The following is a 26942-nucleotide window of genomic DNA, read 5'->3' on the forward strand; positions in this document are numbered from 1 at the left end:
TGCAAATACGGGGTTAAATTCCTAAAGGGTATTAGAAAAGAAGGTATTCATTCTTTTCAGATTCATGACGAACTCATGAACCTGCATGGACCAAAAAACCGGAGCTTAGACCATGGTCGTAGACACACAAAGTTACGATTGACTTGTGGGTCACGCTCTGGCGCTAATCGCTGACCTTTGGAACCCGGGCATCGATCCGGGCCAGGCAAACAATAATTAGAAACGAGAGGAGCTTGACAATGAATAAGTCCACCTTGGCCGTGGCTGTGGCCTTTGGGGTATTGGCGCAGCAGGCAGGTGCCGCGGGTTTCATCGAAGACAGCAAGGCTTCCCTGAGTTCCCGCACCATGTATTTCAACAACGACAACCGTGATGGCGGCGCAGATCAGAGAGAAGCCGCGCAGGGCTTCAAGTTTGATTACCTGTCCGGTTTCACTCAAGGTATGGTCGGTTTTGGTCTTGATGTGCAGGCGCTCAGCGGTATTCACCTTGATGGTGGCCGTGGGCACCACCCAGACAATAACTCGTTCAGCCCAAGTGATTCCGACGGTTCGGCAACGCAGTCCTGGAGCCGCGTAGCGGGTAACGTCAAGGCACGTCTGTCCAAGACCGAAGCTCACCTGGGGGGCGCGCTGCAACCTAGCTTGCCGATTCTGGTTGCGAACGATAGCCGTCTGCTGCCTCAAACCTTCGAGGGTGGCACGATCACCTCCAAGGAAATCGACAACGTCACCTTTAATGCTGGTCAACTCGAGCATGCAGTGGGTCGTGCCTCCACAAACAGCACCGGCCTCGCAGTGGCCGGTGGTACGCAGGACAGCAATCAGTTCCGCTATGCCGGTGCTGACTGGAAGGTCACCAAAGATCTGACCCTGCAGTACTACCACTCGAACCTGCAGGATTATTACAAGCAGAACTTCTTCGGCCTGGTGCACGTCCTTCCGATCAGCACCAACCAGTCGTTCAAGACCGACATCCGCTATTTCGACAGCAGCTCTGATGGCAAGAACGGCGACGCAGGCTACCGCTTCAATAACAACGGTGGTTATGCCAAGACTCCGGGCGAGGTCGATAACAAGACCTGGAGTGCCATGTTCACTTACACCTTGGGTGGCAACGCCTTCTTGCTCGGCCATCAACGCGTCAACGATGACGGTGGCTTCGTCTACCTGAACCAGGGCAACGTGGTCGATGGCAACGGTCGCCCAGAGGGTGCCGGTGGCGCAAGCTTCTACCTGTTCACCGACTCCATGATTAACGGTTTCGTCCGTGCCGGTGAAAACACGACCTTCGGCCAGTACTCCTATGACTTCGCAGGGCTGGGTGTACCGGGCCTCAAAGCTTCGGTCGCTTACCTGCATGGCGATAACATCAAGGCAACGAACGGTTCCGGTAGCGACATGTCCGAGTGGGAGCGAGACATGCGTATCGATTACACCGTTCAACAGGGTGCTCTCAAAGGTTTTGGTGTAACACTGCGCAATGGTGTTTATCGCGGCAGCGAAATCAATATTGCCGATCAGGATCAGACCCGCCTGATCTTCAACTACACCTACAGCTTCCTGTAACAAATCCAGAGAAAAGCCTTGCCGCTCGGCAAGGTTTTTTTTCGTGCTTTTTTATATATTCCATATTGCTAGGTTGTAGAAAGTTTTTATTCCTTTTGTTTTTTTGGCGAAAAGCTAAATTAGGCCCCTTCCAGCGCTCAAAAGTCACTGCGGTGTTTTGGCATTTTCGTCCCTCGACAATCTCAAGGGTTCAGGAATCGGGGCTGAAGCCGATACCTCCAATCTGCAGTGCCTTTATATATCTCGGTGCTCTGAAAAAAGAGTGAAACAATTCTTTTTGGGACTATGCCGGGGTATGCTTTCGCGGCTTTGACTGGGGTAAAGGTCCACTGCGATCAAGCGACCAAGCGATCAGGATTTCGGGCAATCGATCCGAAGCCGACAGAAAAAAAGCAGAAGAATTAGAAACGAGAGGAGCTTTACATGAACAAGTCCACCTTGGCCCTGGCTGTGGCCGTAGGGGTTATGGCGCAGCAGGCAGGCGCCGCCGGTTTCATCGAAGACAGCAAGGCAACTTTGGGGCTGCGTAACTTCTACATCAACACTGATAACCGTGATGGCGATACCAAAGCTGCCAAGGCTCAGAACAAGCAAGAAGAATGGGGCCAAGGCTTCGATTTGCGCTTCACTTCCGGTTACACCCAAGGCACCGTCGGCTTCGGTATCGATGCTATCGGCCTGCTGGGCGTGCGTCTGGATTCGGGCGGTGGCACCAACGGCGCCACTTCTACCTCTTACGGCGGCACTGTTTTCCCGAGCAAGTCCAACGGCGAAGCCGTTGATAACTACTCCAGCCTGGGCCTGACTGCCAAAGCCAAGATCTCTCAGACCGAACTGAAGTTGGGCACCCTGCAGCCGAAACTGCCGGTAATTGTGACCAACGACGGTCGTATGCTGCCGCAAACCTTCCAAGGTGGCCAGATCACATCTGGCGAGATCAAAGACCTGACGCTGGTTGCTGGTCAGATTGAGCACGCCAAAGGCCGTAACTCCAGCAACAACGAAGAGTTGTCGATTGCAGGCTCCAACGCTCACACCGCTGCCGGTCGTGACAGCAACAAGTTCATCTACGGTGGCGGTGACTACAAAATCACTAAAGACCTGACTGCCCAGTACTACTACGGCAACCTGCAGGACTACTACAAGCAGCACTTCCTGGGTCTGGTTCACAACTGGGCAATTGGCCCGGGTGTCCTGAAATCTGATTTCCGTTACTTCAACAGCCGTAACGATGGCGCCAACGGTAATGACCCGGCCTACTACACCACCGGTGACTACGGCACTGGCATCACTAAAGGAAAAGTAGACAACAACCTGTACAGCGGCTTGTTCCTGTACACCGTTGAAGGTCACACTTTCGGTGGCGGCTATCAGGTCAGCAACGGCAACAGCGATTTCCCTTGGCTGAACCAAGGTGACGGCTCGTCGGCTTACATCACTACCGACATGCAGATTGCCAAATTCGCCCGCGCTGGCGAGCGTACCTGGCAAGCACGTTACTCGTACGATTTCGCCAAAGTTGGCGTACCTGGCCTTACCGCCGGTGTGGTTTACCTGCGTGGCGATAACATCGACACCACCGGTAAAGTTGGCGACCGTCAAGTCAGCACCAATGCGACTGGCCGTTCCGAGTGGGAACGCGACCTGACCATCGGTTATGTCGTGCCAGAAGGCCCGCTGAAAAACGTTGGCGTAATGTGGAAAAACGCTATGTGGCGCAACGACATCCCAGGTCAGCGTGACCAGGATGAAAACCGCCTGATCGTCAGCTACTCGATCCCGCTGATGTAATAGCGCTTCGAATCGCGGATGTAAAAAAGCCCCGTCCGGCATCGCGCCGGACGGGGCTTTTGCGTTTCCGAGTCAGGCCCACCCCCGTAAGCCTTCCCCGACACTTCCCTCTTTACAGCAACTCAAGGCCTTCTCGAACCTTGCCAACGATGTTCGTCGCGATGCGGCCGGGCGTCCAGTGAACAGAAGTTTAATATTCCTAAAAAGCATACATATCTAGTTATATATTCTTTTTCATGAGCATAAAAGCCAAGCTACAGTTGAGGTCTCCACCCTCTCATCAGGAGCAGCACCATGAGCCTCAGACTCGGCGACATCGCCCCCGATTTCGAGCAAGACTCCAGCGTCGGCAAGATTCGTTTTCACGAATGGCTAGGCGATAGTTGGGGCGTGCTGTTTTCCCATCCGGCGGACTTCACCCCGGTGTGCACCACCGAGCTGGGCTTAACCGCCAAGCTCAAGGATGAATTCAGCCAGCGCGGCGTCAAGGCCATCGCGCTGTCGGTAGACCCGGTGGACTCGCACCACAAGTGGATCGAAGACATCAACGAAACCCAGAACACTGTCGTCAACTTTCCGATCCTGGCCGATGCGGATCGCAAAGTCTCGGATCTGTATGACCTGATCCACCCGAACGCCAATGACACCCTGACCGTGCGTTCGCTGTTCGTGATTGATCCGAACAAGAAGATTCGCCTGACCATCACCTATCCGGCGAGCACCGGGCGCAATTTCCACGAGATTCTGCGGGTGATCGATTCGCTGCAACTCACCGACAACTACAAAGTGGCCACCCCGGCCAACTGGCAGGACGGTGACGAAGTGGTGATCGTGCCGTCGCTCAAGGATGAAGAAGAGATCAAACAGCGCTTCCCGAAAGGCTATCGCGCCGTGAAGCCGTACCTGCGTCTGACGCCACAGCCTAATCGTTAAGATAAAAAGATCGCAGCCTGCAGGGAGAAACGCAGTCCAATGCAGGAGCTGCCGAAGGCTGCGATCGTTTTGAGGCATCCACAAAGCAGGGGATTTCGGGCCGTTTCGACGGCCTTTTTTTTCGTCCCGAGAAAGGTAAAACGTATATCTCCAAAATGCATAACCAAATGAATAAATATGATTTATGGATATATAAATCAACTGGTAAGGTCTCTCACATTGAAGCGAGATCGCAACCTGCGAATCGCCTGTAACGCTTAAGGAATCATCTCAATGCTGGTTGTCTCACTCGGTGGCAGTCCCAGCCTGCGCTCCCGTTCTGGAGTTCTGCTGGATCGCTCGCAGCGCTGGTTGCAGCAGCAAGGGGTGGAAGTGGTGAGTTATCAGGTACGGGATTTCCCGGCCGAAGATCTGCTCCACGCTCGTTTTGATAGCCCCAAGGTGCTCGATCTTTTACAACAGATTGAAAATGCCGACGGCTTGCTGATCGCTACACCGGTTTACAAGGCCTCGTTTTCTGGCGCTCTGAAGACTGTGCTCGATCTGCTGCCCGAACGTGCCTTGAACCACAAGATTGTTTTACCGATGGCCACCGGCGGCAGCATCGCCCACATGCTGGTGGTCGATTACGCCCTCAAGCCAGTGCTGTCGGCATTAAAAGCCCAGGAAATGCTTCAGGGGATTTTCGCCGAGGACAGCCAGATCGCTTATGGCGAAGGCAGTGCCCAGGCGCAGTTGGCACCGGCGCTGGAACAGCGACTGCATGAAGCGCTGGATCAGTTTGTCAGTGCCATGGCCCGCCGGCCGAAACCGCTGGAGCCGGGCTTGTTGAACGAACGTTTGTTGAGTGCTCGCTGGAGCATTTAAGCCTCATAAGAATTTGAAGTACTCGCCTTACTCGCCCGTCAACGGGCAAGCAGGTGCAGCCAAAACCCAACTGCAAAAAGGAGAGCGCTATGCGCACTGTATTTTTGCGTCGTGGTCTGGTCGCTCTGTTTGCTGCGGCTGTGTCCTTCGGCGCCATCACTCAAGCTCAGGCCGATACGTTAAGAATCGGTTATCAGAAGTACGGCACCCTGGTGCTGCTCAAAGCCAAAGGTACTCTTGAAAAACGTCTCGCCGCCCAAGGCGTCGACGTGCAATGGACGGAATTTCCCGGTGGCCCGCAACTGCTCGAAGGCCTGAACGTCGGCTCGATCGACTTCGGCGTGACGGGTGAAACGCCACCGGTATTCGCTCAAGCCGCAGGTGCCGATCTGCTCTATGTCGCTTACGAGCCGCCAGCGCCGAACAGCGAAGCGATCCTCGTGCCGAAAGACTCGCCGATCAAATCGGTGGCCGATCTCAAAGGCAAGAAAGTCGTGCTGAACAAAGGCTCCAACGTCCACTACCTGCTGGTTCGCGCACTGGAAGACGCCGGACTCAAATACACCGATATCCAAACAGTATTCCTGCCGCCGGCCGATGCTCGTGCCGCGTTCGAGCGTGGCAGCGTTGATGCCTGGGTCATCTGGGATCCGTATCAGGCGGCCGCCGAGAAACAGCTGCAAGCGCACACCCTGCGCGACGGCAAAGGCATCGTCGACAACCACCAGTTCTATCTCGCAACCAAACCTTACGCACAGAAAAATCCCGAGGTGATCAAGACTCTCGTCGAAGAAGTGCGCGCGGTCGGCGAGTGGTCCAAAGCCAATCCTGAAGACGTGACCCAACAGGTCGCGCCGCTGCTCGGCCTGCCGGCGGACATCACCCTGACCTCGGTCAAACGTCAGGGCTACGGTGCGCTGTTCCTGACTCCGGAAGTGATCGCCGCGCAACAGAAAATCGCTGACACGTTCTTCCAGCTCAAACTGATTCCCAAGCCTTTGAGCATCAAGGATGTGATCTGGACACCACCGTCCGCTGTGGCCAAAGCACAGTAATTCGAATTCCCAAGGAGACGACTCCATGAGCCTCAATATCTTCTGGTTCCTGCCGACCCACGGCGACGGCCATTACCTTGGCACCTCCGAAGGCGCCCGTGCTGTCGATCACGGGTATCTGCAACAGGTCGCGCAAGCAGCGGATCGTCTGGGTTTTGGCGGTGTGCTGATTCCTACCGGCCGCTCTTGCGAAGACTCCTGGCTGGTGGCGGCGTCGCTGATCCCGGTGACCCAGCGTCTGAAGTTTTTGGTCGCCCTGCGCCCGGGGATTATCTCCCCGACGGTGGCGGCGCGTCAGGCCGCAACGCTGGATCGCCTGTCTGGCGGGCGGGCGCTGTTCAATCTGGTGACCGGTGGTGATCCGGAAGAATTGGCCGGTGACGGTCTGTTCCTCAGTCACGAGGAGCGCTATCAAGCCTCGGTGGAATTCACCCGCATCTGGCGCCGTGTGCTGGAAGGCGAAACCGTTGATTACGATGGTCAGCACATCAGCGTCAAAGGTGCGAAGTTGCTCTATCCGCCAATCCAGCAGCCGCGTCCGCCGCTGTACTTTGGTGGCTCCTCGGAAGCGGCGCAGGATTTGGCTGCCGAACAGGTCGAAATGGTTTTGACCTGGGGCGAGCCGCCCGCAGCGGTGGCGGAGAAAATCGAACAGGTGCGCGCCAAAGCCGCCAAGCTCGGACGCACCGTGCGCTTCGGCATTCGTCTGCATGTGATCGTCCGTGAAACCAATGCTGAAGCCTGGCAGGCGGCGGATCGTCTGATCTCGCATCTTGACGATGACACCATCGCCCGTGCTCAAGCTTCGCTGGCGCGTTTCGATTCGGTCGGCCAGCAACGCATGGCCGCATTGCACGGCGGCAGTCGCGACAACCTGGAAGTCAGTCCCAACCTGTGGGCTGGCGTCGGGCTGGTGCGCGGTGGTGCCGGGACGGCGTTGGTTGGCGACGGTCCGACCGTGGCCGCTCGGGTGAAGGAATACGCGGACCTGGGCATCGATACCTTCATCTTCTCCGGTTATCCACACCTCGAAGAGTCGTACCGCGTCGCCGAATTGCTGTTCCCACACCTCGACATCGAGCGCCCGGAACTGCCGAAAAGCGCCGGTTATGTCAGCCCGTTCGGCGAGATGGTCGCCAACGACATTCTTCCCAAAGCCGCGTCGCAGAGCTGAGGCGCGCCATGAAGAAAATCATCCACAGCCTCGCGCCTTGGGCGTTGCCGGTGTTGCTGCTGGCGGTGTGGCAGTTGTCGGTGTCGGCGGGCTGGTTGTCGACACGGATTCTGCCGGCACCGGTGGCGGTGATCGAGGCCGGCGTGAGTCTTGTGCGCAGTGGTGAAATCTGGACGCACCTGGCAATCAGCGGCTGGCGCGCCGCGCTGGGTTTCACCATCGGCGGCAGCATCGGTCTGGTGTTAGGCTTCATCACCGGTCTGTCGAAGTGGGGCGAACGCTTGCTCGACAGTTCGGTGCAGATGATCCGCAACGTGCCGCATCTGGCACTGATTCCGCTGGTGATTCTGTGGTTCGGCATTGATGAGTCGGCGAAGATTTTTCTGGTGGCGTTGGGCACGCTGTTCCCGATCTACCTCAACACCTATCACGGCATCCGCAACGTCGACCCCGCGCTGGTCGAGATGGCGCGCAGTTATGGATTGAGCCGCTTCAGCCTGTTCTGGCAGGTGATTCTGCCGGGAGCGTTGCCTTCGATTCTGGTCGGTGTGCGCTTCGCCCTGGGCTTTATGTGGCTGACGCTGATCGTCGCCGAAACCATTTCTGCCAGCTCCGGCATCGGCTATCTGGCGATGAATGCCCGGGAGTTTTTGCAGACCGACGTGGTGGTGCTGGCCATCCTGCTTTACGCGGTGCTCGGCAAACTCGCCGACCTTGCGGCGCGTGGACTTGAACGTGTGTGGCTGCGCTGGCATCCGGCCTATCAGGTTGCCAAAGGAGGTGCAGCATGACCGCTCAACAACCTCCACGCCTGCTGCGCGGGATTCCGCTGGCAGTGCGCAACCTGCAAAAAACCTTCGGCGCACGGCAAGTATTGCGCGATATCGATCTGCACATTCCGGCAGGGCAGTTTGTCGCTGTGGTCGGGCGCAGCGGTTGCGGCAAAAGTACCTTGCTGCGCTTGCTTGCCGGCCTCGATCAGCCAACTGGCGGTGACTTGCTCGCAGGTGCCGCGCCGCTTAGCGATGCGCGGGAAGACACGCGTTTGATGTTTCAGGAATCCCGTTTGTTGCCGTGGAAAAAGATCATCGACAACGTCGGTCTCGGGCTCAAAGGCAACTGGCGTCCGCAAGCATTGGCTGCACTGGAAGCGGTCGGCCTGGCGGACCGTGCCAATGAATGGCCGGCGGCTTTGTCCGGTGGTCAGAAGCAGCGTGTTGCTCTGGCCCGAGCATTGATTCACAAGCCGCGTCTGCTGTTGCTCGACGAACCGCTCGGCGCGCTGGACGCGCTGACCCGCATCGAGATGCAGCAACTGATCGAACGCCTTTGGCAGCAGCACGGTTTCACGGTGTTGCTGGTCACCCACGACGTCAGCGAAGCGGTCGCGATTGCCGACCGGGTGATTCTGATCGAGGACGGTGAAGTCGGCCTAGACCTGCATGTCGAGTTGCCGCGGCCGCGAGTGCGTGGTTCGCATCGACTGGCGGCGCTGGAAACCGAAGTGCTCAACCGTGTTATGTCCCTGCCCGGCGAACCGCCGGCGCCGGAACCCGTTTCACCCTTGCCTACGCAGTTGCGTTGGGCGCAATGAAGTAGCTGCGAGCCTCAAGCTACAAGCTACAGGTAGAAGCGCTGCGCTTTTGCTTGCCGCTTGAAGCTTGCCACTTGCCGCTTATTTCGACCTCAGGAGAAATATCATGACTATCAAAGCCATCAACGTACGCAACCAGTTCAAAGGCTCGATCAAGGAAATCGTCCTCGGCGACGTGCTGTCGGAAATCGACGTGCAGACCGCTTCCGGCATCGTCACTTCGGTCATCACCACGCGCTCGGTAAAAGAGCTGGAACTGGTGGTCGGCAGCGAAGTGATCGCCTTTGTGAAATCCACCGAGGTCTCGATCGCCAAGTTGTAAACCGGTGATAAAAAACAACCCCGGAGGGTGTGAGCCCTTCGGGGTTTGTTGTGCCTGGCTTGAAATCGGCGGCGCGGCCATCGCTGGCAAGCCAGCTCCCACAAAAATCGTCGGTGGATGCAGATTGTTGGACCGCCAAATACCCTGTGGGAGCTGGCTTGCCAGCGATGCGGCCAGTCAGATCAGCAGAGATCTCTTGGGCAGATAGGGCGGCAAATACAACCCGATATAAGCATCAAACACGCGCATCCCTTCCTCTGCCATGCGCGGCGTGATCTGCCCGTGCTGCTGCACTGAACGCGCGTAAACGCGGTCGCCCAATTCCATCGCCAGGGCAAACACATCCACATCCTCCGGCAGCCTTGGCAGTTCGAAGTGATGATCGAACAGCTTGTGCATCAGGTCGCCCAGTTCGATGTCGTGCTGACGGTCGGCCTGGGTGACTTCGGTGAGGCCATGCTGGGCGAGGATCAACTGGCGGGCGGCGGCGTCTTCGTCGTAAATCTCCAGCATCCGCTGTTCGACCAGCCGCGACAGGTCGCGCCAGTCGCGCAAGGCTTGATGATCGATCGGCGCTTGCAGGCAGGCGCGGAATGCCGCGTGCACATCCGCTGTCAGGGCTTCGAGCAGCGCCGGGACGCTGGCGAAGAAGTGGTAAACCGAAGAGGGCGGAATCTGCGCGCGCTCGGCCACGCTGTAGATCGACAGGCTGGCCACACCCTCGGCGGCCAGCAGCGTGCGCGCGGCGTCGAGTATCGAGTCGATCCGCGCCTGACTGCGGGCGCGGGGTTTACGGACGGGGGCGGGACGCGTCATGAAAGTCTCCTGCGGGGCAGCGGGCATTGTACGAGCCGGCTGTTGTGTTTGTCTGCCCGGACGCCATCGCTGGCAAGCCGGCTCCCACAGGGATTGAGGCCGAACGCAAGTTTTGTATTTGCAGATTACCTTGTGGGAGCTGGCTTGCCAGCGATCCGCCGCAGGCGGCCATTGATCCCAAGCGGGGCTTTCGTGTGAGCCATAAAAAAACGCCGCTGGCTGAATCAGCCAACGGCGTTTTTATGCAGCTACAACCGCTTAAACGGTATGCAGATACCAGTTGTACTCGAGGTCGGAGATGGAGTGTTCGAACTCCTCCAGCTCGCTCTCTTTACAGGCGACGAAGATATCGATGTATTTCGGATCGATGTACTTGGCCATCACCTCGCTGTCGTCCAGCTCACGCAGGGCATCGCGCAAGTTGTTCGGCAGGCTTTGTTCGTTCTGCTCGTAGCTGTTGCCTTCGACGGGCGCGCCCGGCTCGATCTTGTTGGTCAGGCCGTGATGCACGCCAGCCAGCACCGAAGCCATCAGCAGGTACGGGTTGGCGTCGGCACCGGCAACGCGGTGTTCGATCCGCACGGCATCGGCCGCACCGGTCGGTACGCGAATCGCCACGGTGCGATTGTCCAGGCCCCAGCACGGCGAGTTCGGCACGTAGAACTGTGCGCCGAAACGACGGTACGAGTTGACGTTAGGGCAGAGGAAAGCCATCTGCGCGGGCAGGGTCTCGAGCACACCGCCGATCGCGTGACGCAGCGCGGCGTTCTGCTCGGGATCCTCGCTGGCAAAAATGTTTTTGCCTTCTTTATCCAGAATCGAAATGTGCACGTGCAGACCATTGCCCGCCTGGCCAGGGTAAGGCTTGGCCATGAAAGTGGTGTCCATTTCATGGTCGTAGGCGATGTTCTTGATCAGCCGCTTGAGCAGTACCGCGTAGTCGCACGCCTTGATCGGGTCGGCAACGTGGTGCAGGTTCACTTCGAACTGCGCCGGGGCACTTTCCTTGACGATGGCGTCGGCTGGAATGCCTTGCTCTTTGGCGCCTTCCAGAATGTCCTGGAGGCAATCGACGTATTCGTCGAGGTCGTCGATCAGGTAAACCTGAGTCGAGTGCGGACGTTTGCCGGAAACCGGCGAGCGTGGTGGTTGCGGACGACCGTTCACGTTCTCCTGGTCGATCAGGTAGAACTCGAGCTCGAACGCGGCGCAGATGGTCAGGCCCAGTTCGTCGAACTTGCGCACCACATTAGCCAGCACTTCACGCGGGTCAGCGAAGAACGGCTGGCCTTCGAGTTCGTGCATGGTCATCAACAGTTGCGCGGTAGGGCGCTTCTGCCATGGCTCGTTGCACAGGGTATCGGGGATCGGATAGCAGATACGATCGGCGTCGCCGATGTCCAGGCCCAGACCGGTGCTTTCCACCGTTGAACCATTGATATCCAGAGCAAATAGAGAGGCCGGCAGGTTGATGCCTTTCTCGTAAACCTTGTGGAGGCTGGTGCGTTCAATGCGCTTGCCGCGCACCACACCATTCATATCCGCAATCAGAAGGTCAACGTACAGAACCTCAGGATGTTCCTTAAGGAACGCGTTCGCTTCGTTGAGCTGAACGGCACGCGGGGGTACCGACATGATGCAACACCTTTGTTGTTAAAAATATCAATCATTGATCTTTTCTGGTTTCAGTCAACCCGAACGGCCTGCCGAAGTCAAGCAAGGCCTTTTTTGCCCTAAAAAAGCGCTGCGAGGGCGTTTATGGGGCATTTTCGGGCGGTTTTTTGCCCTTGGAACGCTTGGCACCCGCAGGCTTGAGCAGGCCGTGTTGTATTTTTTACGGGGGTGTTGTGTAAAAAAATGAACAAGGCTAAGCTCCGATCAAACCCATAACAGCAATAATACCGGGGTGCTTCATGTCTCGCCTGTCGATAAACGGCGTCACCGACTGCTCGCAACAGTCCGGTCTGCATGCTTATCACATCAGTGGCGAATCGTCCGTGCAGAGCGCAGTCAATCAGGCTCGCAGCCTGCCGACGATGGTCTCGCGCGCAGCAGCCGTCAAAACGGCAACGTCCGATATTCTGGACGCACGGGAAGCCATCCTCTTTATGGCGTCTCCTTCCAATATAGATCTCTTTCTCCCACAAAGCCTGTGCCGCTCTTCAAGCCGTGCTCATGATTCTGCACGTGCCGGTTGTGCACAGGAAATGCAACGCCAGCGTAAAGGGCAGGTAAGCTTCTCTTTCATTGTCTATGCGCGGTGCCAGGCGTAAGCCGGCACTGCGCGCAAGCAACCCCCCTTTAACGCGACGCACAAGCGTCAAACCTTGCCTGACATAGCGTCAGGAGACTCAGCCCAGAGGCATTTATGAGTAACAACCTCGACCAGCTCACCGATTGGTTGAAAGACCACAAGATCACAGAAGTCGAATGCATGATCGCCGACTTGACCGGTATCACCCGGGGCAAGATCTCGCCGACCAACAAGTTCATCGCCGAAAAAGGCATGCGCCTGCCAGAAAGCGTTCTGTTGCAGACCGTAACCGGCGACTACGTCGAAGACGACATCTATTACGAACTGCTCGACCCGGCCGACATCGACATGATCTGCCGCCCCGACCAGAACGCCGTGTACATGGTGCCGTGGGCCATCGAGCCAACCGCCCAGGTGATTCACGACACCTACGACAAGCAAGGCAACCCGATCGAACTGTCGCCGCGCAACGTCCTCAAGAAAGTACTCAAACTCTACGCCGACAAGGGCTGGCAGCCGATCGTGGCGCCAGAGATGGAGTTTTACCTGACCAAGCGCAGTGACGACCCTGACTATCCGTTGCAGCCGCCGATCGGCCGCTCCGGGCGTCCGGAAATCGGTCGTCAGTCGTTCTCTATTGAGGCAGCGAACGAATTCGACCCGCTGTTCGAAGACGTCTACGACTGGTGCGAGTTGCAGGAACTGGATCTCGACACGCTGATCCATGAAGACGGCACCGCGCAGATGGAAATCAACTTCCGTCACGGTGACGCCCTGTCGCTGGCCGACCAGATTCTGGTGTTCAAACGCACCATGCGCGAAGCCGCGCTCAAGCACGACGTAGCCGCCACTTTCATGGCCAAGCCGATGACCGGTGAGCCGGGCAGCGCGATGCACTTGCACCAGAGCATCATCGACATCGAAACCGGCAAAAACGTCTTCTCTAATGAAGACGGGACCATGAGCCAGCTGTTCCTGCACCACATCGGTGGCCTGCAGAAGCTGATCCCGGAATTGCTGCCGCTCTTCGCCCCCAACGTCAACTCGTTCCGCCGCTTCCTGCCGGATACCTCGGCGCCGGTGAACGTCGAGTGGGGCGAAGAAAACCGCACCGTGGGCTTGCGCGTTCCGGATGCCGGCCCGCAAAACCGCCGCGTGGAAAACCGTCTGCCGGGCGCCGACGCCAACCCGTACCTGGCGATTGCCGCGAGCCTGCTCTGCGGTTACATCGGCATGGTCGAGGGCCTCAACCCGAGCGCGCCGGTCGTCGGTCGTGGCTATGAACGCCGCAACCTGCGCCTGCCGCTGACCATCGAGGACGCGCTGGAGCGCATGGAAAACAGCTCGACCGTCGAGAAATACCTGGGCAAAACTTTCATCACGGGCTACGTCGCGGTCAAGCGGGCCGAGCATGAAAACTTCAAGCGAGTGATCAGTTCGTGGGAGCGTGAGTACCTGCTCTTCGCCGTCTGATACGCCGGGGCGCGGTGGTCAGCCGCCGCGCCTTCACCGATAACAAGGAGAATTGGCATGACCAGCAACAACCCGCAAACCCGTGAGTGGCAAGCGCTGAGCAGCGATCACCACCTGGCCCCGTTCAGCGATTTCAAGCAGCTGAAAGAGAAGGGCCCGCGGATCATCACCAACGCCAAGGGCGTTTACCTGTGGGACAGCGAAGGCAACAAGATCCTCGACGGCATGGCCGGTCTGTGGTGCGTGGCCATCGGTTACGGTCGCGATGAACTGGCCGATGCCGCCAGCAAACAGATGCGCGAACTGCCGTACTACAACCTGTTTTTCCAGACTGCTCACCCGCCGGCACTGGAACTGGCCAAGGCCATCTCCGAAATCGCGCCGGAAGGCATGAACCACGTGTTCTTCACCGGTTCCGGCTCTGAAGGCAACGACACCATGTTGCGCATGGTTCGCCACTACTGGGCGATCAAGGGCCAGCCGAACAAGAAAGTCATCATCAGCCGCAAGAACGGTTATCACGGTTCCACCGTGGCCGGCGCGAGCCTGGGCGGCATGACCTATATGCATGAGCAGGGCGACTTGCCGATCCCGGGCATCGTCCACATCGCCCAGCCGTACTGGTTCGCCGAAGGCGGCGACATGTCCCCGCAAGAGTTCGGGATCTGGGCGGCCAATCAGCTGGAAGAGAAAATTCTCGAAGTCGGCGTCGACAACGTCGGTGCCTTTATTGCCGAGCCGATCCAGGGCGCCGGCGGCGTGATCATTCCGCCCGACAGCTACTGGCCGCGCGTGAAGGAAATCCTCGCCAAGTACGACATCCTCTTCGTCGCGGATGAGGTGATCTGTGGTTTCGGCCGTACCGGTGAGTGGTTCGGTAGCGATTTCTACGACCTCAAGCCCGACATGATGACCATCGCCAAGGGCCTGACCTCCGGCTACATCCCGATGGGTGGCCTGATCGTGCGTGACGAAGTGGTCGCGGTGCTCAACGAAGGCGGCGATTTCAACCACGGTTTCACCTACTCCGGTCACCCGGTGGCGGCGGCAGTGGGCCTGGAAAACATCCGCATTCTGCGCGACGAAAAGATTATCGAGAACGTGCACAACGAAACGGCACCGTATTTGCAGAAACGTCTGCGGGAACTGAACGATCACCCGTTAGTGGGTGAAGTTCGCGGGGTCGGTCTGCTGGGGGCGATCGAGCTGGTGCAGGACAAGGCCACTCGCAAACGTTACGAGGGCAAGGGCGTGGGCATGATCTGCCGCCAGTTCTGCTTCGACAACGGGCTGATCATGCGCGCCGTGGGCGACACCATGATCATCGCGCCGCCGCTGGTGATCAGCAAAGCGGAAATCGACGAGCTGGTTACAAAGGCACGCAAGTGTCTGGACCTGACCCTCAGTGCGTTGCAGGGCTAAGTGCTAGGCTTTGTGCGGGAAAGCCTCGGCGCTCTCGCGCAAAGCTGTCAGAAAGGCTGGTCTTTCCTTGAAAGACCGCCTCGGATCTTGCCAGACTAGCCGCGGTTCCAGTTGTCCGGGTTCGGCCGCTGAACAAAGTGGTTCAAAAAAGAAAAATTTGGAGCATTACGCATGAAGGCATTAGGCAAAAAGCTTGCTGGCAAGACACTTCTCGCTCTGTCCATCGCGGGCATGATGGCGGGTGCGGTTCAGGCGGACGACAAGGTGTTGCACGTCTACAACTGGTCCGACTACATCGCACCGGACACCGTTGCCAAGTTTGAAAAAGAGTCCGGCATCAAAGTCGTCTACGACGTGTTCGACAGCAACGAAACCCTGGAAGCCAAACTGCTGGCCGGTAAATCCGGTTACGACATCGTGGTGCCTTCCAACAACTTCCTCGCCAAGCAGATCAAGGCGGGCGTGTATCAGGAGCTGGACAAGTCCAAGCTGCCGAACTGGAAGAACCTCGACGAAGACCTGCTCAAAGCCGTTGGCGATGCCAGCGACCAGGGCAACAAACACGCGTTCCCGTACATGTGGGGCTCGATCGGCATCGGCTACAACCCGGAGAAGGTCAAGGCTGCACTGGGTATCGACAAGATCGATTCCTGGGACATCGTGTTCAAGCCTGAGAACATCGAGAAGCTGAAAAGCTGCGGCGTGAGCTTCCTCGACGCACCGACCGAAATGATTCCGGCGGCGCTGCACTATCTGGGCAAACCGACCAACAGCAAAGACAAGGCTGACCTGAAAGCCGCCGAAGACCTGTTCCTCAAGATTCGTCCTTCGGTCGCCTACTTCCATTCCTCCAAGTACATCTCCGACCTGGCCAACGGCAACATTTGCGTGGCCGTGGGTTACTCGGGTGACCTGGAGCAGTCGAAGTCGCGCGCCAAGGAAGCCGGTGACAAGGTCAAACTGGCCTACACCATTCCGAAAGAAGGCGCCGGCACTTTCTACGACATGGTTGCCATTCCAAAGGATGCCACCAACGTCGACGCCGCCTACAAGTTCATGAACTACCTGCTGCAGCCGGAAGTGATGGCCGAGATCACCAACGCCGTACGTTTCCCGAACGGCAACAAGGCGGCCACACCGCTGGTGGACAAAGACATTACCAGCGATGCGAGCATCTATCCTTCGGCTGAAGTGAAGAAGCAGCTCTATGCGATCAGTGATCTGGATGCCGCCACACTGCGTCTGATCACCCGCAGCTGGACCAAAATCAAATCCGGTAAATAAACCGGTTTGAAGCCGCAACCGTTGGCCGTCGTCTGCGCGACGGCGGCCAGCGGAATAATTAAATGACAGAAAGTTTTGCTGGAACGGTTTTTCGAGGGTAAGTTGCGCGCCGGTTTTGTTGCCGGGCAGCCATGGCTGTCATGCAGCGCTGGGCAACTTGGGCCCAACTAATTTTAGAGGACCTTCACGTGCCTATTTTTTCTTCTTTGCGCAATGCGCTGCTGGCCGCTGCCGGCCTGACGATCGCCGTCGGTGCCCAAGCCGCCGGCACGGTGCATATTTATAACTGGTCGGATTACATCGGCGAATCGACGCTGGCCGACTTTCAGAAAGAGACCGGGATCAAACCGGTCTACGACGTGTTCGACTCCAACGAAACCCTGGAAGGCAAGTTGCTCGCCGGGCGTACCGGTTACGACGTGGTCGTGCCGTCGAACCACTTCCTCGGCAAGCAGATCAAGGCGGGTGCGTTCCAGAAACTCGACCGGGCGCAGCTGTCAAATTACTCGAATCTCGACCCGGCGCTACTCAAGCGTCTGGAGCAGAACGATCCTGGCAACCTGTACGCCGTACCGTACCTGTGGGGCACCAACGGCATCGGCTACAACGTCGATAAAGTGAAGGCTGTGCTGGGCGTCGACAAGATTGACTCCTGGGGCGTGCTGTTCGAGCCGGAAAACATCAAGAAGCTGCAAAGCTGCGGCGTGGCCTTCCTCGATTCGGCCGATGAAATGATGCCGACCGTGCTCAACTACATGGGTCTGGATGCCAACAGCACCAATCCCAAGGATTACAAGAAAGCCACCGACAAATTGCTCGCCGTGCGCCCCTACGTAACCTACTTCCATTCTTCGAAATACATCGGCGACCTGGCCAACGGCGACATCTGCGTGGCCATCGGTTTCTCCGGCGATATCTTCCAGGCGAAGAACCGCGCGGCAGAAGCCAAGAAGGGCGTGAATATCGCCTACACGGTGCCGAAAGAGGGCGGCGCGTTGTGGTTCGACATGTTGGCGATTCCCAAGGATTCGTCGAACGTGAAGCAGGCCCACGCCTTCATCAACTATCTGTTGAAACCTGAGGTGATCGCCCAGGTCAGTGATTCTGTCGGTTACGCCAACCCCAACCCGGGCTCGGACAAGCTGATGGATCAATCCATCCGTACCGATGAATCGGTTTATCCGCCACAGGCCGTGATTGACAAGGCCTACGTGTCGACCGAGTTGCCACCGAACATTCAGCGCCTGATGACCCGCAGCTGGACCAAGGTCAAGTCGGGGATGTAAGGCACAAACTATCCTGGGTTCGTCCGCATTGGGCGAACTGCACTCTTTTTTTCTGGGAGTTTCGTAAATGGCAGTTGCCTCCGGCGCCTATAAGAAAGCCCTCGAGGGCGACCAGACACCCAAACAGGTGTTGGTCAAAATCGACCGGGTCACGAAGAAGTTCGACGAGACGATTGCCGTGGACGATGTGTCCCTGGAAATCAAAAAGGGTGAGATCTTCGCCCTGCTCGGCGGTTCGGGATCGGGCAAATCCACTCTGCTGCGGATGCTGGCAGGGTTCGAACGGCCCACGGAGGGGCGCATTTTTCTCGACGGCGTCGACATTACCGACATGCCGCCGTACGAACGTCCGATCAACATGATGTTCCAGTCCTACGCCTTGTTTCCGCACATGACCGTGGCGCAGAACATCGCGTTCGGTTTGCAGCAGGACAAGATTCCCAAGGCTGAAGTCGAAGCCCGCGTGGCCGAGATGCTCAAACTGGTGCAGATGAGCCAATACGCCAAGCGCAAGCCACATCAACTGTCTGGCGGTCAGCGTCAGCGTGTGGCCCTGGCGCGCTCGCTGGCCAAGCGGCCGAAGCTGTTGCTGCTCGACGAACCCATGGGCGCACTGGATAAAAAACTGCGTTCGCAGATGCAACTCGAACTGGTGGAAATCATCGAGCGCGTCGGCGTGACCTGCGTGATGGTGACCCACGACCAGGAAGAGGCCATGACCATGGCCGAGCGCATCGCGATCATGCACCTGGGCTGGATCGCCCAGATCGGCAGCCCGATCGACATCTACGAAACCCCGACCAGCCGTCTGGTCTGCGAATTCATCGGCAACGTCAACATCTTCGAAGGTGAAGTGATCGACGACGCCGAGGGTCACGCGACCATCACTTGCAAGGACCTCGACCGGCAGATCTATGTGGGTCACGGCATCAGCACTTCGGTGCAGGACAAGTCGGTCACCTACGCGATTCGTCCGGAGAAACTGCTGGTCACCGCCGAACAACCGACCTGCGAATACAACTGGTCGAGCGGCAAGGTGCACGACATTGCCTATCTTGGCGGGCACTCGGTGTTTTACGTCGAACTGCCGAGCGGCAAACTGGTGCAGTCCTTCGTCGCTAACGCCGAACGCCGTGGCGCCCGTCCGACCTGGGGCGATCAGGTTTTCGTGTGGTGGGAAGACGACAGCGGTGTGGTACTTCGCTCATGAACATGCGCAAATTCAAACGGCGCATCAACCGAATAATTCCCAATGGCCGCCAGCTGGTCATCGGGGTTCCGTTCATCTGGCTGTTTCTGTTCTTCATGTTGCCGTTCTTCATCGTCCTGAAGATCAGCTTCGCCGAAGCCGACGTGGCCATTCCGCCTTACACCGAGATCTACACGTTTGCCGAGCAGAAGCTGCAACTGCTGCTGAACCTGGGCAACTACGCGATGCTTGGCGACGACGAGTTGTATATCGCCGCGTACCTCGGCTCGCTGAAGATGGCGTTGATCAGCACCGTTCTGTGCCTGGCGATCGGCTACCCGATGGCCTACGCGATCGCCACGGCCCGTAAAGAAATGCAAACGGTGCTGGTGCTGCTGATCATGATGCCGACCTGGACGGCAATCCTGATCCGCGTTTACGCGTGGATGGGCATCCTCAGCAACAATGGCCTGCTCAACGGATTCCTGATGAGCATCGGCCTGATCGATGAGCCGCTGCAGATCCTCAACACCAACCTCGCGGTGTATATCGGCATCGTCTACTCGTACCTGCCGTTCATGATCCTGCCGCTGTACGCCAACCTGGTGAAGCACGACAACAGTCTGCTGGAAGCGGCTTCTGACCTCGGTTCGAGCACCTTCAACAGCTTCTGGAAAATCACTATTCCACTGTCCAAGAACGGGATCATTGCCGGCTGCATGCTGGTGTTCATTCCGGTCGTGGGCGAGTTCGTCATCCCGGAACTGCTCGGCGGCCCGGAAACCCTGATGATCGGTAAGGTGCTCTGGCAAGAGTTCTTCAACAACCGTGACTGGCCGGTAGCGTCCGCGCTGGCGGTGGTGATGCTGGCGATCCTGATTGTGCCGATCATCCTGTTCAACCGCAGTCAGGCCAAGGAAATGGAGGGTAAAGAATGAAGCGCATCCGTTTCTCCAGCCTGATGCTGGTCGTGGGTTTGTTGTTCATCTACTTGCCGATGCTGATCCTGGTGATCTACTCGTTCAACGCCTCGAAACTGGTAACGGTGTGGGGCGGCTGGTCGATCAAGTGGTACGTCGGCCTGCTCGACAACTCGCAACTGATGGGCTCGGTACTGCGCTCGCTGGAAATCGCCTGCTACACGGCGGTGGCTGCGGTAGCGCTGGGTACTTTGGCCGCATTCGTGTTGACGCGTATCACCCACTTCAAGGGCCGTACGTTGTTCGGCGGCCTGGTGACGGCGCCGTTGGTAATGCCCGAAGTGATCACAGGTCTGTCGCTGTTGCTGCTGTTCGTGGCCATGGCGCAGATGATCGGCTGGCCACAGGAACGTGGCATTGTCACCATCTGGATCGCTCACACGACGTTCTGTGCGGCTTATGTGGCGGTGGTGGTGTCGGCGCGCCTGCGTGAGCTGGATCTGTCGATTGAAGAAGCGGCGATGGACCTGGGTGCGCGGCCGTGGAAGGTGTTCTTCCTGATCACCATCCCGATGATTGCGCCATCATTGGCAGCAGGCGGCATGATGTCGTTCGCGCTGTCGCTGGACGACCTGGTGCTAGCGAGCTTCGTGTCGGGCCCGGGTTCGACGACGCTGCCGATGGAAGTGTTCTCGGCGGTACGTCTGGGCGTCAAGCCTGAGATCAACGCCGTGGCCAGCCTGATTCTGCTGGCGGTGTCGATCGTGACTTTCATGGTCTGGTTCTTCAGCCGCCGCGCCGAAGAAGCCCGCAAGAAAGCCATCCAGCAAGCCATCGAAGAAAGCGCTGCCGATTCGTGGAAGCAACCGGACGCACGTCGCGCACCGGCGCCGGGAGTGGTGTAAGCCGATTGGGTTGATCACAAGTCTGTGATCAACCCAAATCTCTGTGGGAGCGAGCTTGCTCGCGATAGCCGTCTTCCATTCAACATTGATGTTGGCTGTGACGACGTCATCGCTGGCAAGCCAGCTCCCACAGGTTTTTCTGGTGTCCACAAAATCCGTGATCGACGCAAAACCCTGTGGGAGCGAGCTTGCTCGCGATAGCCGTCTTCCATTCAGCATTGATGTTGGCTGTGACGACGTCATCGCTGGCAAGCCAGCTCCCACAGGTTTTTCTGGTGTTCACAAAATCCGTGATCGACGCAAAAGCCTGTGGGAGCTAGCTTGCCAGCGATAGGGCCATTCCATTCACCCGAGAACTACCGAGCCGGCAGCAGCTTCAACGTGCTCCGCGTATTCGCCGTCACCTCTTCGTCGCTGAAATACGCCTGCACGTAAATCCCGTCGACGTACGCTTCAGCCTGATCGTCATAGTGACGATCAAACGGCACGCCGCTCTGCCCGACCGGGTTGATCGTCAAGCTGTGAGCAGGATCAGCGAAGTCAACCAGACGCCGCGTAGAAGGCCCGTAAGTCACCGGCCACGGCGCCGGGGCGATCTTCGCCGAGAGGTTGTTCGGCACTTCATGGCTGCCCGGTGCGGCGAACGGCCCGACGTTGAAGATGCGATCCAGCGGCTTCTGCTGCCCCAGCGGATGCCCGTGGGTCAGCGTGTGCGCCGTGCCCCATTTCCATCCGGACGCATCGTCACCGAGGGTCAGCTTCAGGTGCTTCATGCTCGCCTGCCATGCCGCGCGCACGGTATCGGCGCGAGTCTCTTTGGTTGGCGTGTTGCGGTTATCCCACCAGACTGAATCAGCGTTCGCCGCCAAGCGTGGCAATGCTGAATCAATCACCCGCGTCGACAACAGCGTGTCGAAAAAGTCATTGCCCAACTCATCACGCATCGCTGCATCGGCGAGGTCAAAGAGGAACTGGTTGAACACCGTCGCGCTTACCGAATCCAGTGGATAGTCGCCTGGCCACTGCGCCAGTTGCGAGACCAGTTTCAACTGCGCCGGATCGCTCACCACCTCGCGCAGCACGGGCAGCAGAGGCGCCAGCAAACGCGGGCCGTAACCGGTGGCGGTGCCCAGTTGCAGTTTCTGGTTGGCTTCGTTGGTCCACTTCACGCTCTTGTCGCTGAGCTGGCGATTGAGCTGCTGGCCACGGTCGGCGAGGTTGTAGTAACCGGGAATCTCCATGCCGCTTGGCGACACGGGCTGGAAGTTGGCCGAGACGATATAGCCGCGTGCCGGGTTTTCTTCCTGCGGGTTGGCGCTGAACGGGTAGAAACCGTCCTTGTTCGCCTGATCAGTGCTGCCATCAAGGATGAAGCCCGGCTTGACCCCGGCGGGGCGCTTGGGCAACAACGCCGAAGCCCACCAGGCGATGTCGCCCTTGGCATTGGCGTAAACGAGGTTGAGCCCCGGCGCCTGCACCTTGGCCGCAGCGGCGCGGGCCTTGGCCAGGGTGTCGGCGCGGTTGAGCTGGTAGAAACCCTCGAGGATCGGGTTCGGTGTTTCGAGGAAGGCCCACCACATCGCGATCGGCGTCTTGCCGGCGGCGGACCCCAGCGCGTCGTTGACGATCGGGCCGTGGGGCGACTGGCGCAAGGTGATGGTCACTGGCGCCTGGCCCTTCACGGCGATCTGCTGCTCGCTGCTGACCATGTCGGTCCACTGGCCGCGATACCAGACCTGATTCGGGTTGTCCGGGTTGACCTTCTCGGCGATCAGGTCCAGATCATCGTTCTGGAACATGGTCAGGCTCCAGCCGAAATCCAGGTTGTGCCCCAGGAACGCGAAAGGCACCAGCGCCTGATGATGGCCATAGAGTTCAAACCCCGGAGCCGACAACTGCGCTTCGTACCACACCGATGGCACCGAGAAACGAATGTGCGGATCGCCTGCCAACAATGGCTTGCCACTCTGGCTGCGGCTGCCGGCGATGACCCAGGCGTTGCTGCCCTCGAACTGCGGCAGACCGTTGTCGATCAGTGCCTGCTCACTGAGGCGGGCGAGGGCGGTGAGGTCTTTCCAGTCATTGGCGGCGAGTGCCGGCGCCGACGTACTGTGGCCCTTGGCGAGTACGCCTTTGGGCTGCCAGTCGAGATCGAACACATTGAGGTAATCGGCACCGAGTTGATCGCGTACGTAGGTCAGCAACGGTTCGGTGCGAAACGCGGCGGCAAAGCTGTAGGCCATGTAACCGGCGACGCTGATGCTGTCTTCGGCGGTGAACGGCCGCTTGGGGATGCCCAGCACGTCGAACTCGACAGGCGCGGCGTGCGTGTCCTGATATTGGTTGATGCCATCCAGATACGCTTGCAGGCCCTTCCACGCCGGCGACTGCTTGTCGAGGCTGGCCACATAACTGGCCGCGCGCTCACGAATGCGCAAACTGCGGAACAGTTTGTCGGTGTCGAGCAGTTTCGGCCCGAGCACTTCGGCCAGTTCGCCCCGGGCGAGACGGCGCATGGCTTCCATCTGGAACAGACGATCCTGGGCATGCACATAGCCGAGGGCACGGTAGAGGTCGGTTTCGTTCTCGGCGCGGATGTGCGGCACGCCACGCTCGTCGTAGCGCACGGTCACCGAGCCTTGCAGGTTGCGCAGTTCAATCTGGCCCTGGCGTGTCGGCTGTTTGCTGTAGATGTACCCGCCTGCGCCAGCGAGCAGGACAACGATGAGCAAGGCAAGAACGGTGAACACGCGTTTCATGGTGACTCCTTGTGCATGCGGAATTGCCGCCCGCCGGGCTGCAAACAATTAGCACAGACCTTCTGTGCCGTGCATCGCTGTCCTTGAAAAGTCCGGAATGCCTTATTGCGCCTGCACCGGCCACGGGCAATAGCAGCCGACCGCCAGCGTGTGCGTGGCATTCACCGGGCGATCATCCGTCAACGCGTTAAGGATCGGCTCAATAAAGCTGTTGCTGGAGTTGCAGGTCAGGCCTTCGCTGTAGGGGCCGAAGTACGCGAGTTTGCCGCTGCGGTCCCAGATCGCCACGGCGGGGCTGGCGGGAATCTGCTCGGCGCCGGGCAATACCGCGATGGTTTTCAGGCTGCTCAAAGTGGCGGGCAACTGGCCGTGGCTGCCGGGTCGCTGCACCGCGAAAAAATCGACGCCTCTGGCGCTGAAATGCTCGACCATCTCGGTCAGGTGCTGCTGATTGCCGACGTTGCAGGGGCAGGCCGGGTCCCAGAAATGCACCAGGCGAATCTTGCCAGGTCCGGCGAGATCATCCGGCAGGCGCAGCGGGTCGCCGGAAAAGACCGCCGTGTGCTCGCTGAACGCGCGCAAATATCGGCCCTGAAACCAGTCGTACGCCGTCCACAACACGCCGGAACACACAAGCGCGAGCAGGCTGGCAAACAGTGCGGTGCGGTAGGACGAACGCATGTATTTCGATCCTTGAGGGGCGACTAGCTTGCCATACTTGCCGCGACAGATGAATATCGCAAGCCGATAAAGTCTGTTCACCGCTCTGGAATTTGCCTCATGCCCGCTACTTTCGACCCCGATCAATTACGCGCCAGCCTCAAGCCTTTGGCTGAGTGGCAGCCGTTGTCGGACGAAGCCAAGGCCTATCAATGCTTCTACAAAACCGATTTTCCCGAGCGTGATGTCTGGCGCGGCATGGGCCGTTTCGCCGTTGATGGCTACGAACTGGTGAGCCATTGCTGGTGGCCGGAGAAGGTCAAGGGCACGCTGTTTCTATTGCACGGTTTCTACGACCACACCGGGCTGTATCGGCATGTGATCGAGTGGGCGCTGGATCAGGATTTTGCCGTCATTGCCTGCGACTTGCCCGGGCATGGTCTGTCGAGCGGCACGCGGGCGAGCATCCGCGACTTCTCTGAATATCAGGACGCGCTGCAAGCCTTGTTCGTCGAAGCCAGTTCGATTGCCCTGCCGCAACCATGGCATCTGTGCGGACAAAGCACTGGCGGCGCCATCGTCGTCGACCATGTGCTCAACCATGGCGAGAACAGTCCGGCGCAGGGGCAGGTGATTTTGCTGTCGCCACTGGTACGACCGCGGGCGTGGGGCTGGTCGCAGCTGAGTTATTACCTGCTGCGGCCTTTCGTACGGGGCATCGCGCGGCGCTTCAGCGAGAATTCCAACGACCCGGACTTCCTGCCGTTTCTGCTGGCCGATCCGTTGCAGCCCAAGCGCTTGCCGACGGCATGGGTTGGGGCTTTGTCACGCTGGATCAAGCGGGTGGAATTCGCCAAAAAAAGTCCGCGACGGCCGCTGATCATTCAGGGGCAGGCGGACATGACCGTGGACTGGCAGCACAATCTGCAGGTGTTGAAGTTGAAGTTCGATCGACCGCAGATCTTGCTGTTACCCGAAGCGCGGCATCATCTGGCGAATGAGACGGCTGATATGCGTGAGGAGTATTTCGAGTTTCTGAGCAAGCGGATCAGGGGCCGGAATCTCTAGCGGATTTGCTGGCCTCATCGCTGGCAAGCCAGCTCCCACAGGGTTTTGAGTCGACCACGGATTTGTGAACGCCCGAAAAACCTGTGGGAGCTGGCTTGCCAGCGATGGCGGCCGGTCAGGCGACGAGGATCATTGCCCCACCGCCAACCCCGCTCGAATCGCCGCCAGCGCGGCCTGGTAATACGCCTTGCCCTCGGTCGATTCGGCGAACGTCGCAAACTCTTCCAGTTCGTTATCCGACAGGTCGCGATAAACGTAGAGCAGCGTGTTGTTCATGTCCGCGCCGATCTGATCCATCAAGCGCTGACGTTGACCGTTCAACATGCCTTGCGCCTGTCCGCCACCGAGCAGGCCCGGAATCATCGAACTCAAACTGTCCGCTGCGACCCCGGCAATCGCCAGGCTCACCTCGGCGCCAGCCTCCCGCGCAGGTAGTGCCTGGGCGAGGTGGCCGATGATCAGCAGGCGGCTGTCGCTGGCCGGCATTTTCGGCAGGCCCTTGGCGTTCTTGGCCAGTTGATCCCGGCGGGTCGCGAGCAATTCAGCGGCAACGATTTTCTTGCCCAGCGGCGACTGGAAAAAAGACAGCGCAGGTTTCGGATCGGCGAGGTTCTGCCGTAGCTGTGCCTCGGCGCGTTGATCCATGGCCTGCGGGGCGAAGCGCTGGTTGCTGTTGTTCACCAGCGCTTGAAACACGGCGGGCGGCAGGCTGTTTTGATAGCGCTGTTGCGCGGCACTCAGGGCGTCATTGAAATGCGCACGTTGTTCTGGCCAACCGGCGACCTTGTACAGCTGATCGTGGCCGTCCGCCCAAGCGGGCAAAACACAGAACATCAACAGTGAAAAAAGCAAACGGCGCATAGGGACTCCTGTCAGCAGCGGACTATTCTCCGTGCGGTGCCGTGACTTGTCGAGAATTCGTAACAAGCCGCCGCGTGGCTCTGTCGGATTTCTTGCCGCCGACATACTATGCGCGCCATGCAAATATCCTCTGAACACCCGCTGCTGTTGCGCATTGTCGACGACCTGGCCGAACACGGCTGGTCGCAGCAGAACATTTTCCTGCCCGCTGGTTTGACCGGCGAGCTGGCGGCCGAATGCCGTAAACGTGAAGCCGAGGGTGAGCTGGCGCCGGCGGCGGTCGGTCGTGGGCCGTTTTCAGAGATTCGCGAGGGTATTCGCGGCGACCATATCCAATGGATCGATCCGGGGCAGGCTGAGGCCAGTGACCGTTATTTGAACCTGATGGACAGCCTGCGCGAGGCGCTCAACCGTGGCTTGTTCCTCGGGCTTGAAGATTTCGAATGCCATTTCGCCCTGTATCCGCCGGGCGCGTTTTATCGCAGGCACGTCGACCGTTTTCGCGACGATGACCGGCGCATGGTCTCGGTGGTGGTCTACCTCAATGATGCCTGGCTGCCGGAGGATGGCGGTCAGCTGCGCATGTATCTGAGCGATGATCGCGTTCATGATGTGCAACCTACCGGTGGTTGTCTGGTGGTTTTCCTCTCCGGCGAAGTACCGCATGAGGTGCTGCCGGCCCATCGCGAGCGCCTGTCGCTGACGGGCTGGTTCCGTCGTCGTGGCAACGAGCCTTTCTGA

24 protein-coding genes are annotated in these 26942 nt (G+C 58.7%); 19 read left to right on the forward strand and 5 right to left on the reverse strand.

Annotated features, from left to right (window positions below):
- Nucleotides 1–239: 239 nt before the first annotated feature.
- The 9 genes from AB4P92_RS17255 (at nt 240) to AB4P92_RS17295 (ending at nt 9304) form a co-directional block, all read left to right on the forward strand.
- The gene (locus tag AB4P92_RS17255; protein WP_150597877.1) at nt 240–1568 is read left to right on the forward strand and encodes an OprD family porin; all 1329 of its coding nucleotides are present in this window, start codon (nt 240–242) and stop codon (nt 1566–1568) included.
- A 423-nt stretch (nt 1569–1991) separates the two neighbouring features.
- The gene (locus tag AB4P92_RS17260; RefSeq protein WP_261735565.1) at nt 1992–3359 is read left to right on the forward strand and encodes an OprD family porin; all 1368 of its coding nucleotides are present in this window, start codon (nt 1992–1994) and stop codon (nt 3357–3359) included.
- 294 nt (nt 3360–3653) lie between these two features.
- On the forward strand, nt 3654–4292 hold the full coding sequence (locus AB4P92_RS17265) for a peroxiredoxin (protein WP_395597918.1): 639 nt from the start codon (nt 3654–3656) through the stop codon (nt 4290–4292).
- A 273-nt stretch (nt 4293–4565) separates the two neighbouring features.
- Nucleotides 4566–5159: an NADPH-dependent FMN reductase gene (gene ssuE, locus AB4P92_RS17270; protein WP_042561645.1), complete on the forward strand. Its 594-nt coding sequence runs from the start codon at nt 4566–4568 to the stop codon at nt 5157–5159.
- Between the two features lie 89 nt (nt 5160–5248).
- The gene (locus AB4P92_RS17275) at nt 5249–6214 is read left to right on the forward strand and encodes a sulfonate ABC transporter substrate-binding protein (RefSeq protein ID WP_395597919.1); all 966 of its coding nucleotides are present in this window, start codon (nt 5249–5251) and stop codon (nt 6212–6214) included.
- A 25-nt stretch (nt 6215–6239) separates the two neighbouring features.
- On the forward strand, nt 6240–7388 hold the full coding sequence (gene ssuD, locus AB4P92_RS17280) for an FMNH2-dependent alkanesulfonate monooxygenase (protein WP_042561643.1): 1149 nt from the start codon (nt 6240–6242) through the stop codon (nt 7386–7388).
- Nucleotides 7389–7396: 8 nt separating this feature from the next.
- Nucleotides 7397–8179, forward strand: coding sequence for an aliphatic sulfonate ABC transporter permease SsuC (ssuC, locus tag AB4P92_RS17285; protein WP_395597920.1), 783 nt, complete (start codon nt 7397–7399; stop codon nt 8177–8179).
- Nucleotides 8176–8982: an aliphatic sulfonates ABC transporter ATP-binding protein gene (gene ssuB, locus AB4P92_RS17290; protein ID WP_261735568.1), complete on the forward strand. Its 807-nt coding sequence runs from the start codon at nt 8176–8178 to the stop codon at nt 8980–8982. Before ssuC ends, ssuB begins: the two co-directional genes overlap by 4 nt.
- Nucleotides 8983–9088: 106 nt before the next feature.
- Entirely contained in the window at nt 9089–9304 is a 216-nt protein-coding gene (locus AB4P92_RS17295; protein WP_003229256.1) for a molybdopterin-binding protein, read from the forward strand.
- A 177-nt stretch (nt 9305–9481) separates the two neighbouring features.
- Here AB4P92_RS17295 and AB4P92_RS17300 read toward each other — a convergent pair whose 3' ends face one another.
- Both AB4P92_RS17300 and AB4P92_RS17305 read right to left on the reverse strand, forming a co-directional pair.
- Nucleotides 9482–10120, reverse strand: coding sequence for a TetR/AcrR family transcriptional regulator (locus AB4P92_RS17300; RefSeq protein ID WP_042561641.1), 639 nt, complete (start codon nt 10118–10120; stop codon nt 9482–9484).
- Nucleotides 10121–10378: 258 nt separating this feature from the next.
- Nucleotides 10379–11755, reverse strand: a complete 1377-nt coding sequence (locus AB4P92_RS17305; protein WP_042561640.1) for a glutamine synthetase family protein — start codon at nt 11753–11755, stop codon at nt 10379–10381.
- A 278-nt stretch (nt 11756–12033) separates the two neighbouring features.
- On the opposite strand from AB4P92_RS17305, the gene AB4P92_RS17310 reads away from it, so the two are divergent.
- From AB4P92_RS17310 to AB4P92_RS17345, 8 genes are all read left to right on the forward strand, one after another.
- On the forward strand, nt 12034–12393 hold the full coding sequence (locus AB4P92_RS17310) for a glutamine amidotransferase (RefSeq protein WP_261735570.1): 360 nt from the start codon (nt 12034–12036) through the stop codon (nt 12391–12393).
- Between the two features lie 95 nt (nt 12394–12488).
- Nucleotides 12489–13847 (forward strand): glutamine synthetase family protein, encoded by a 1359-nt coding sequence (locus tag AB4P92_RS17315; RefSeq protein WP_042561639.1) that lies wholly within the window; start codon nt 12489–12491, stop codon nt 13845–13847.
- Nucleotides 13848–13904: 57 nt separating this feature from the next.
- The gene (locus AB4P92_RS17320; protein WP_047304040.1) at nt 13905–15269 is read left to right on the forward strand and encodes an aspartate aminotransferase family protein; all 1365 of its coding nucleotides are present in this window, start codon (nt 13905–13907) and stop codon (nt 15267–15269) included.
- A 171-nt stretch (nt 15270–15440) separates the two neighbouring features.
- Nucleotides 15441–16553 carry a polyamine ABC transporter substrate-binding protein gene (locus tag AB4P92_RS17325; protein WP_042561637.1) on the forward strand — a complete coding sequence of 371 codons (1113 nt, stop codon included), beginning with the start codon at nt 15441–15443 and terminating at the stop codon, nt 16551–16553.
- Between the two features lie 188 nt (nt 16554–16741).
- Nucleotides 16742–17839: a polyamine ABC transporter substrate-binding protein gene (locus AB4P92_RS17330; RefSeq protein WP_042561636.1), complete on the forward strand. Its 1098-nt coding sequence runs from the start codon at nt 16742–16744 to the stop codon at nt 17837–17839.
- A gap of 67 nt (nt 17840–17906) precedes the next feature.
- Nucleotides 17907–19049, forward strand: a complete 1143-nt coding sequence (locus tag AB4P92_RS17335) for an ABC transporter ATP-binding protein (protein ID WP_115146591.1) — start codon at nt 17907–17909, stop codon at nt 19047–19049.
- 35 nt (nt 19050–19084) lie between these two features.
- Complete coding sequence (locus AB4P92_RS17340; protein ID WP_181818471.1) at nt 19085–19966, forward strand: ABC transporter permease subunit; 882 nt, start codon at nt 19085–19087, stop codon at nt 19964–19966.
- A complete protein-coding gene (locus tag AB4P92_RS17345; protein WP_395597921.1) occupies nt 19963–20853 on the forward strand; it encodes an ABC transporter permease subunit in 891 nt (296 codons plus the stop codon). The genes AB4P92_RS17340 and AB4P92_RS17345 overlap by 4 nt, the downstream gene beginning before the upstream one ends.
- 356 nt (nt 20854–21209) lie before the next feature.
- On the opposite strand, the gene AB4P92_RS17350 is transcribed toward AB4P92_RS17345, so the two are convergent.
- Nucleotides 21210–23612 (reverse strand): penicillin acylase family protein, encoded by a 2403-nt coding sequence (locus AB4P92_RS17350; protein WP_395597922.1) that lies wholly within the window; start codon nt 23610–23612, stop codon nt 21210–21212.
- 102 nt (nt 23613–23714) lie between these two features.
- Nucleotides 23715–24293 (reverse strand): DUF6436 domain-containing protein, encoded by a 579-nt coding sequence (locus AB4P92_RS17355; protein ID WP_395597923.1) that lies wholly within the window; start codon nt 24291–24293, stop codon nt 23715–23717.
- A 99-nt stretch (nt 24294–24392) separates the two neighbouring features.
- On the opposite strand from AB4P92_RS17355, the gene AB4P92_RS17360 reads away from it, so the two are divergent.
- The gene (locus AB4P92_RS17360; RefSeq protein ID WP_042561630.1) at nt 24393–25340 is read left to right on the forward strand and encodes an alpha/beta hydrolase; all 948 of its coding nucleotides are present in this window, start codon (nt 24393–24395) and stop codon (nt 25338–25340) included.
- A gap of 129 nt (nt 25341–25469) precedes the next feature.
- On the opposite strand, the gene AB4P92_RS17365 is transcribed toward AB4P92_RS17360, so the two are convergent.
- Complete coding sequence (locus AB4P92_RS17365) at nt 25470–26201, reverse strand: DUF2059 domain-containing protein (RefSeq protein WP_042561629.1); 732 nt, start codon at nt 26199–26201, stop codon at nt 25470–25472.
- A 108-nt stretch (nt 26202–26309) separates the two neighbouring features.
- Between AB4P92_RS17365 and AB4P92_RS17370 the strand changes: the two genes are divergently transcribed.
- The gene (locus AB4P92_RS17370; protein ID WP_042561628.1) at nt 26310–26942 is read left to right on the forward strand and encodes a 2OG-Fe(II) oxygenase; all 633 of its coding nucleotides are present in this window, start codon (nt 26310–26312) and stop codon (nt 26940–26942) included.

It is taken from the genome of Pseudomonas sp. A0308 (assembly GCF_044218815.1).
GTDB classification, from domain to species: domain Bacteria; phylum Pseudomonadota; class Gammaproteobacteria; order Pseudomonadales; family Pseudomonadaceae; genus Aquipseudomonas; species Aquipseudomonas iridis.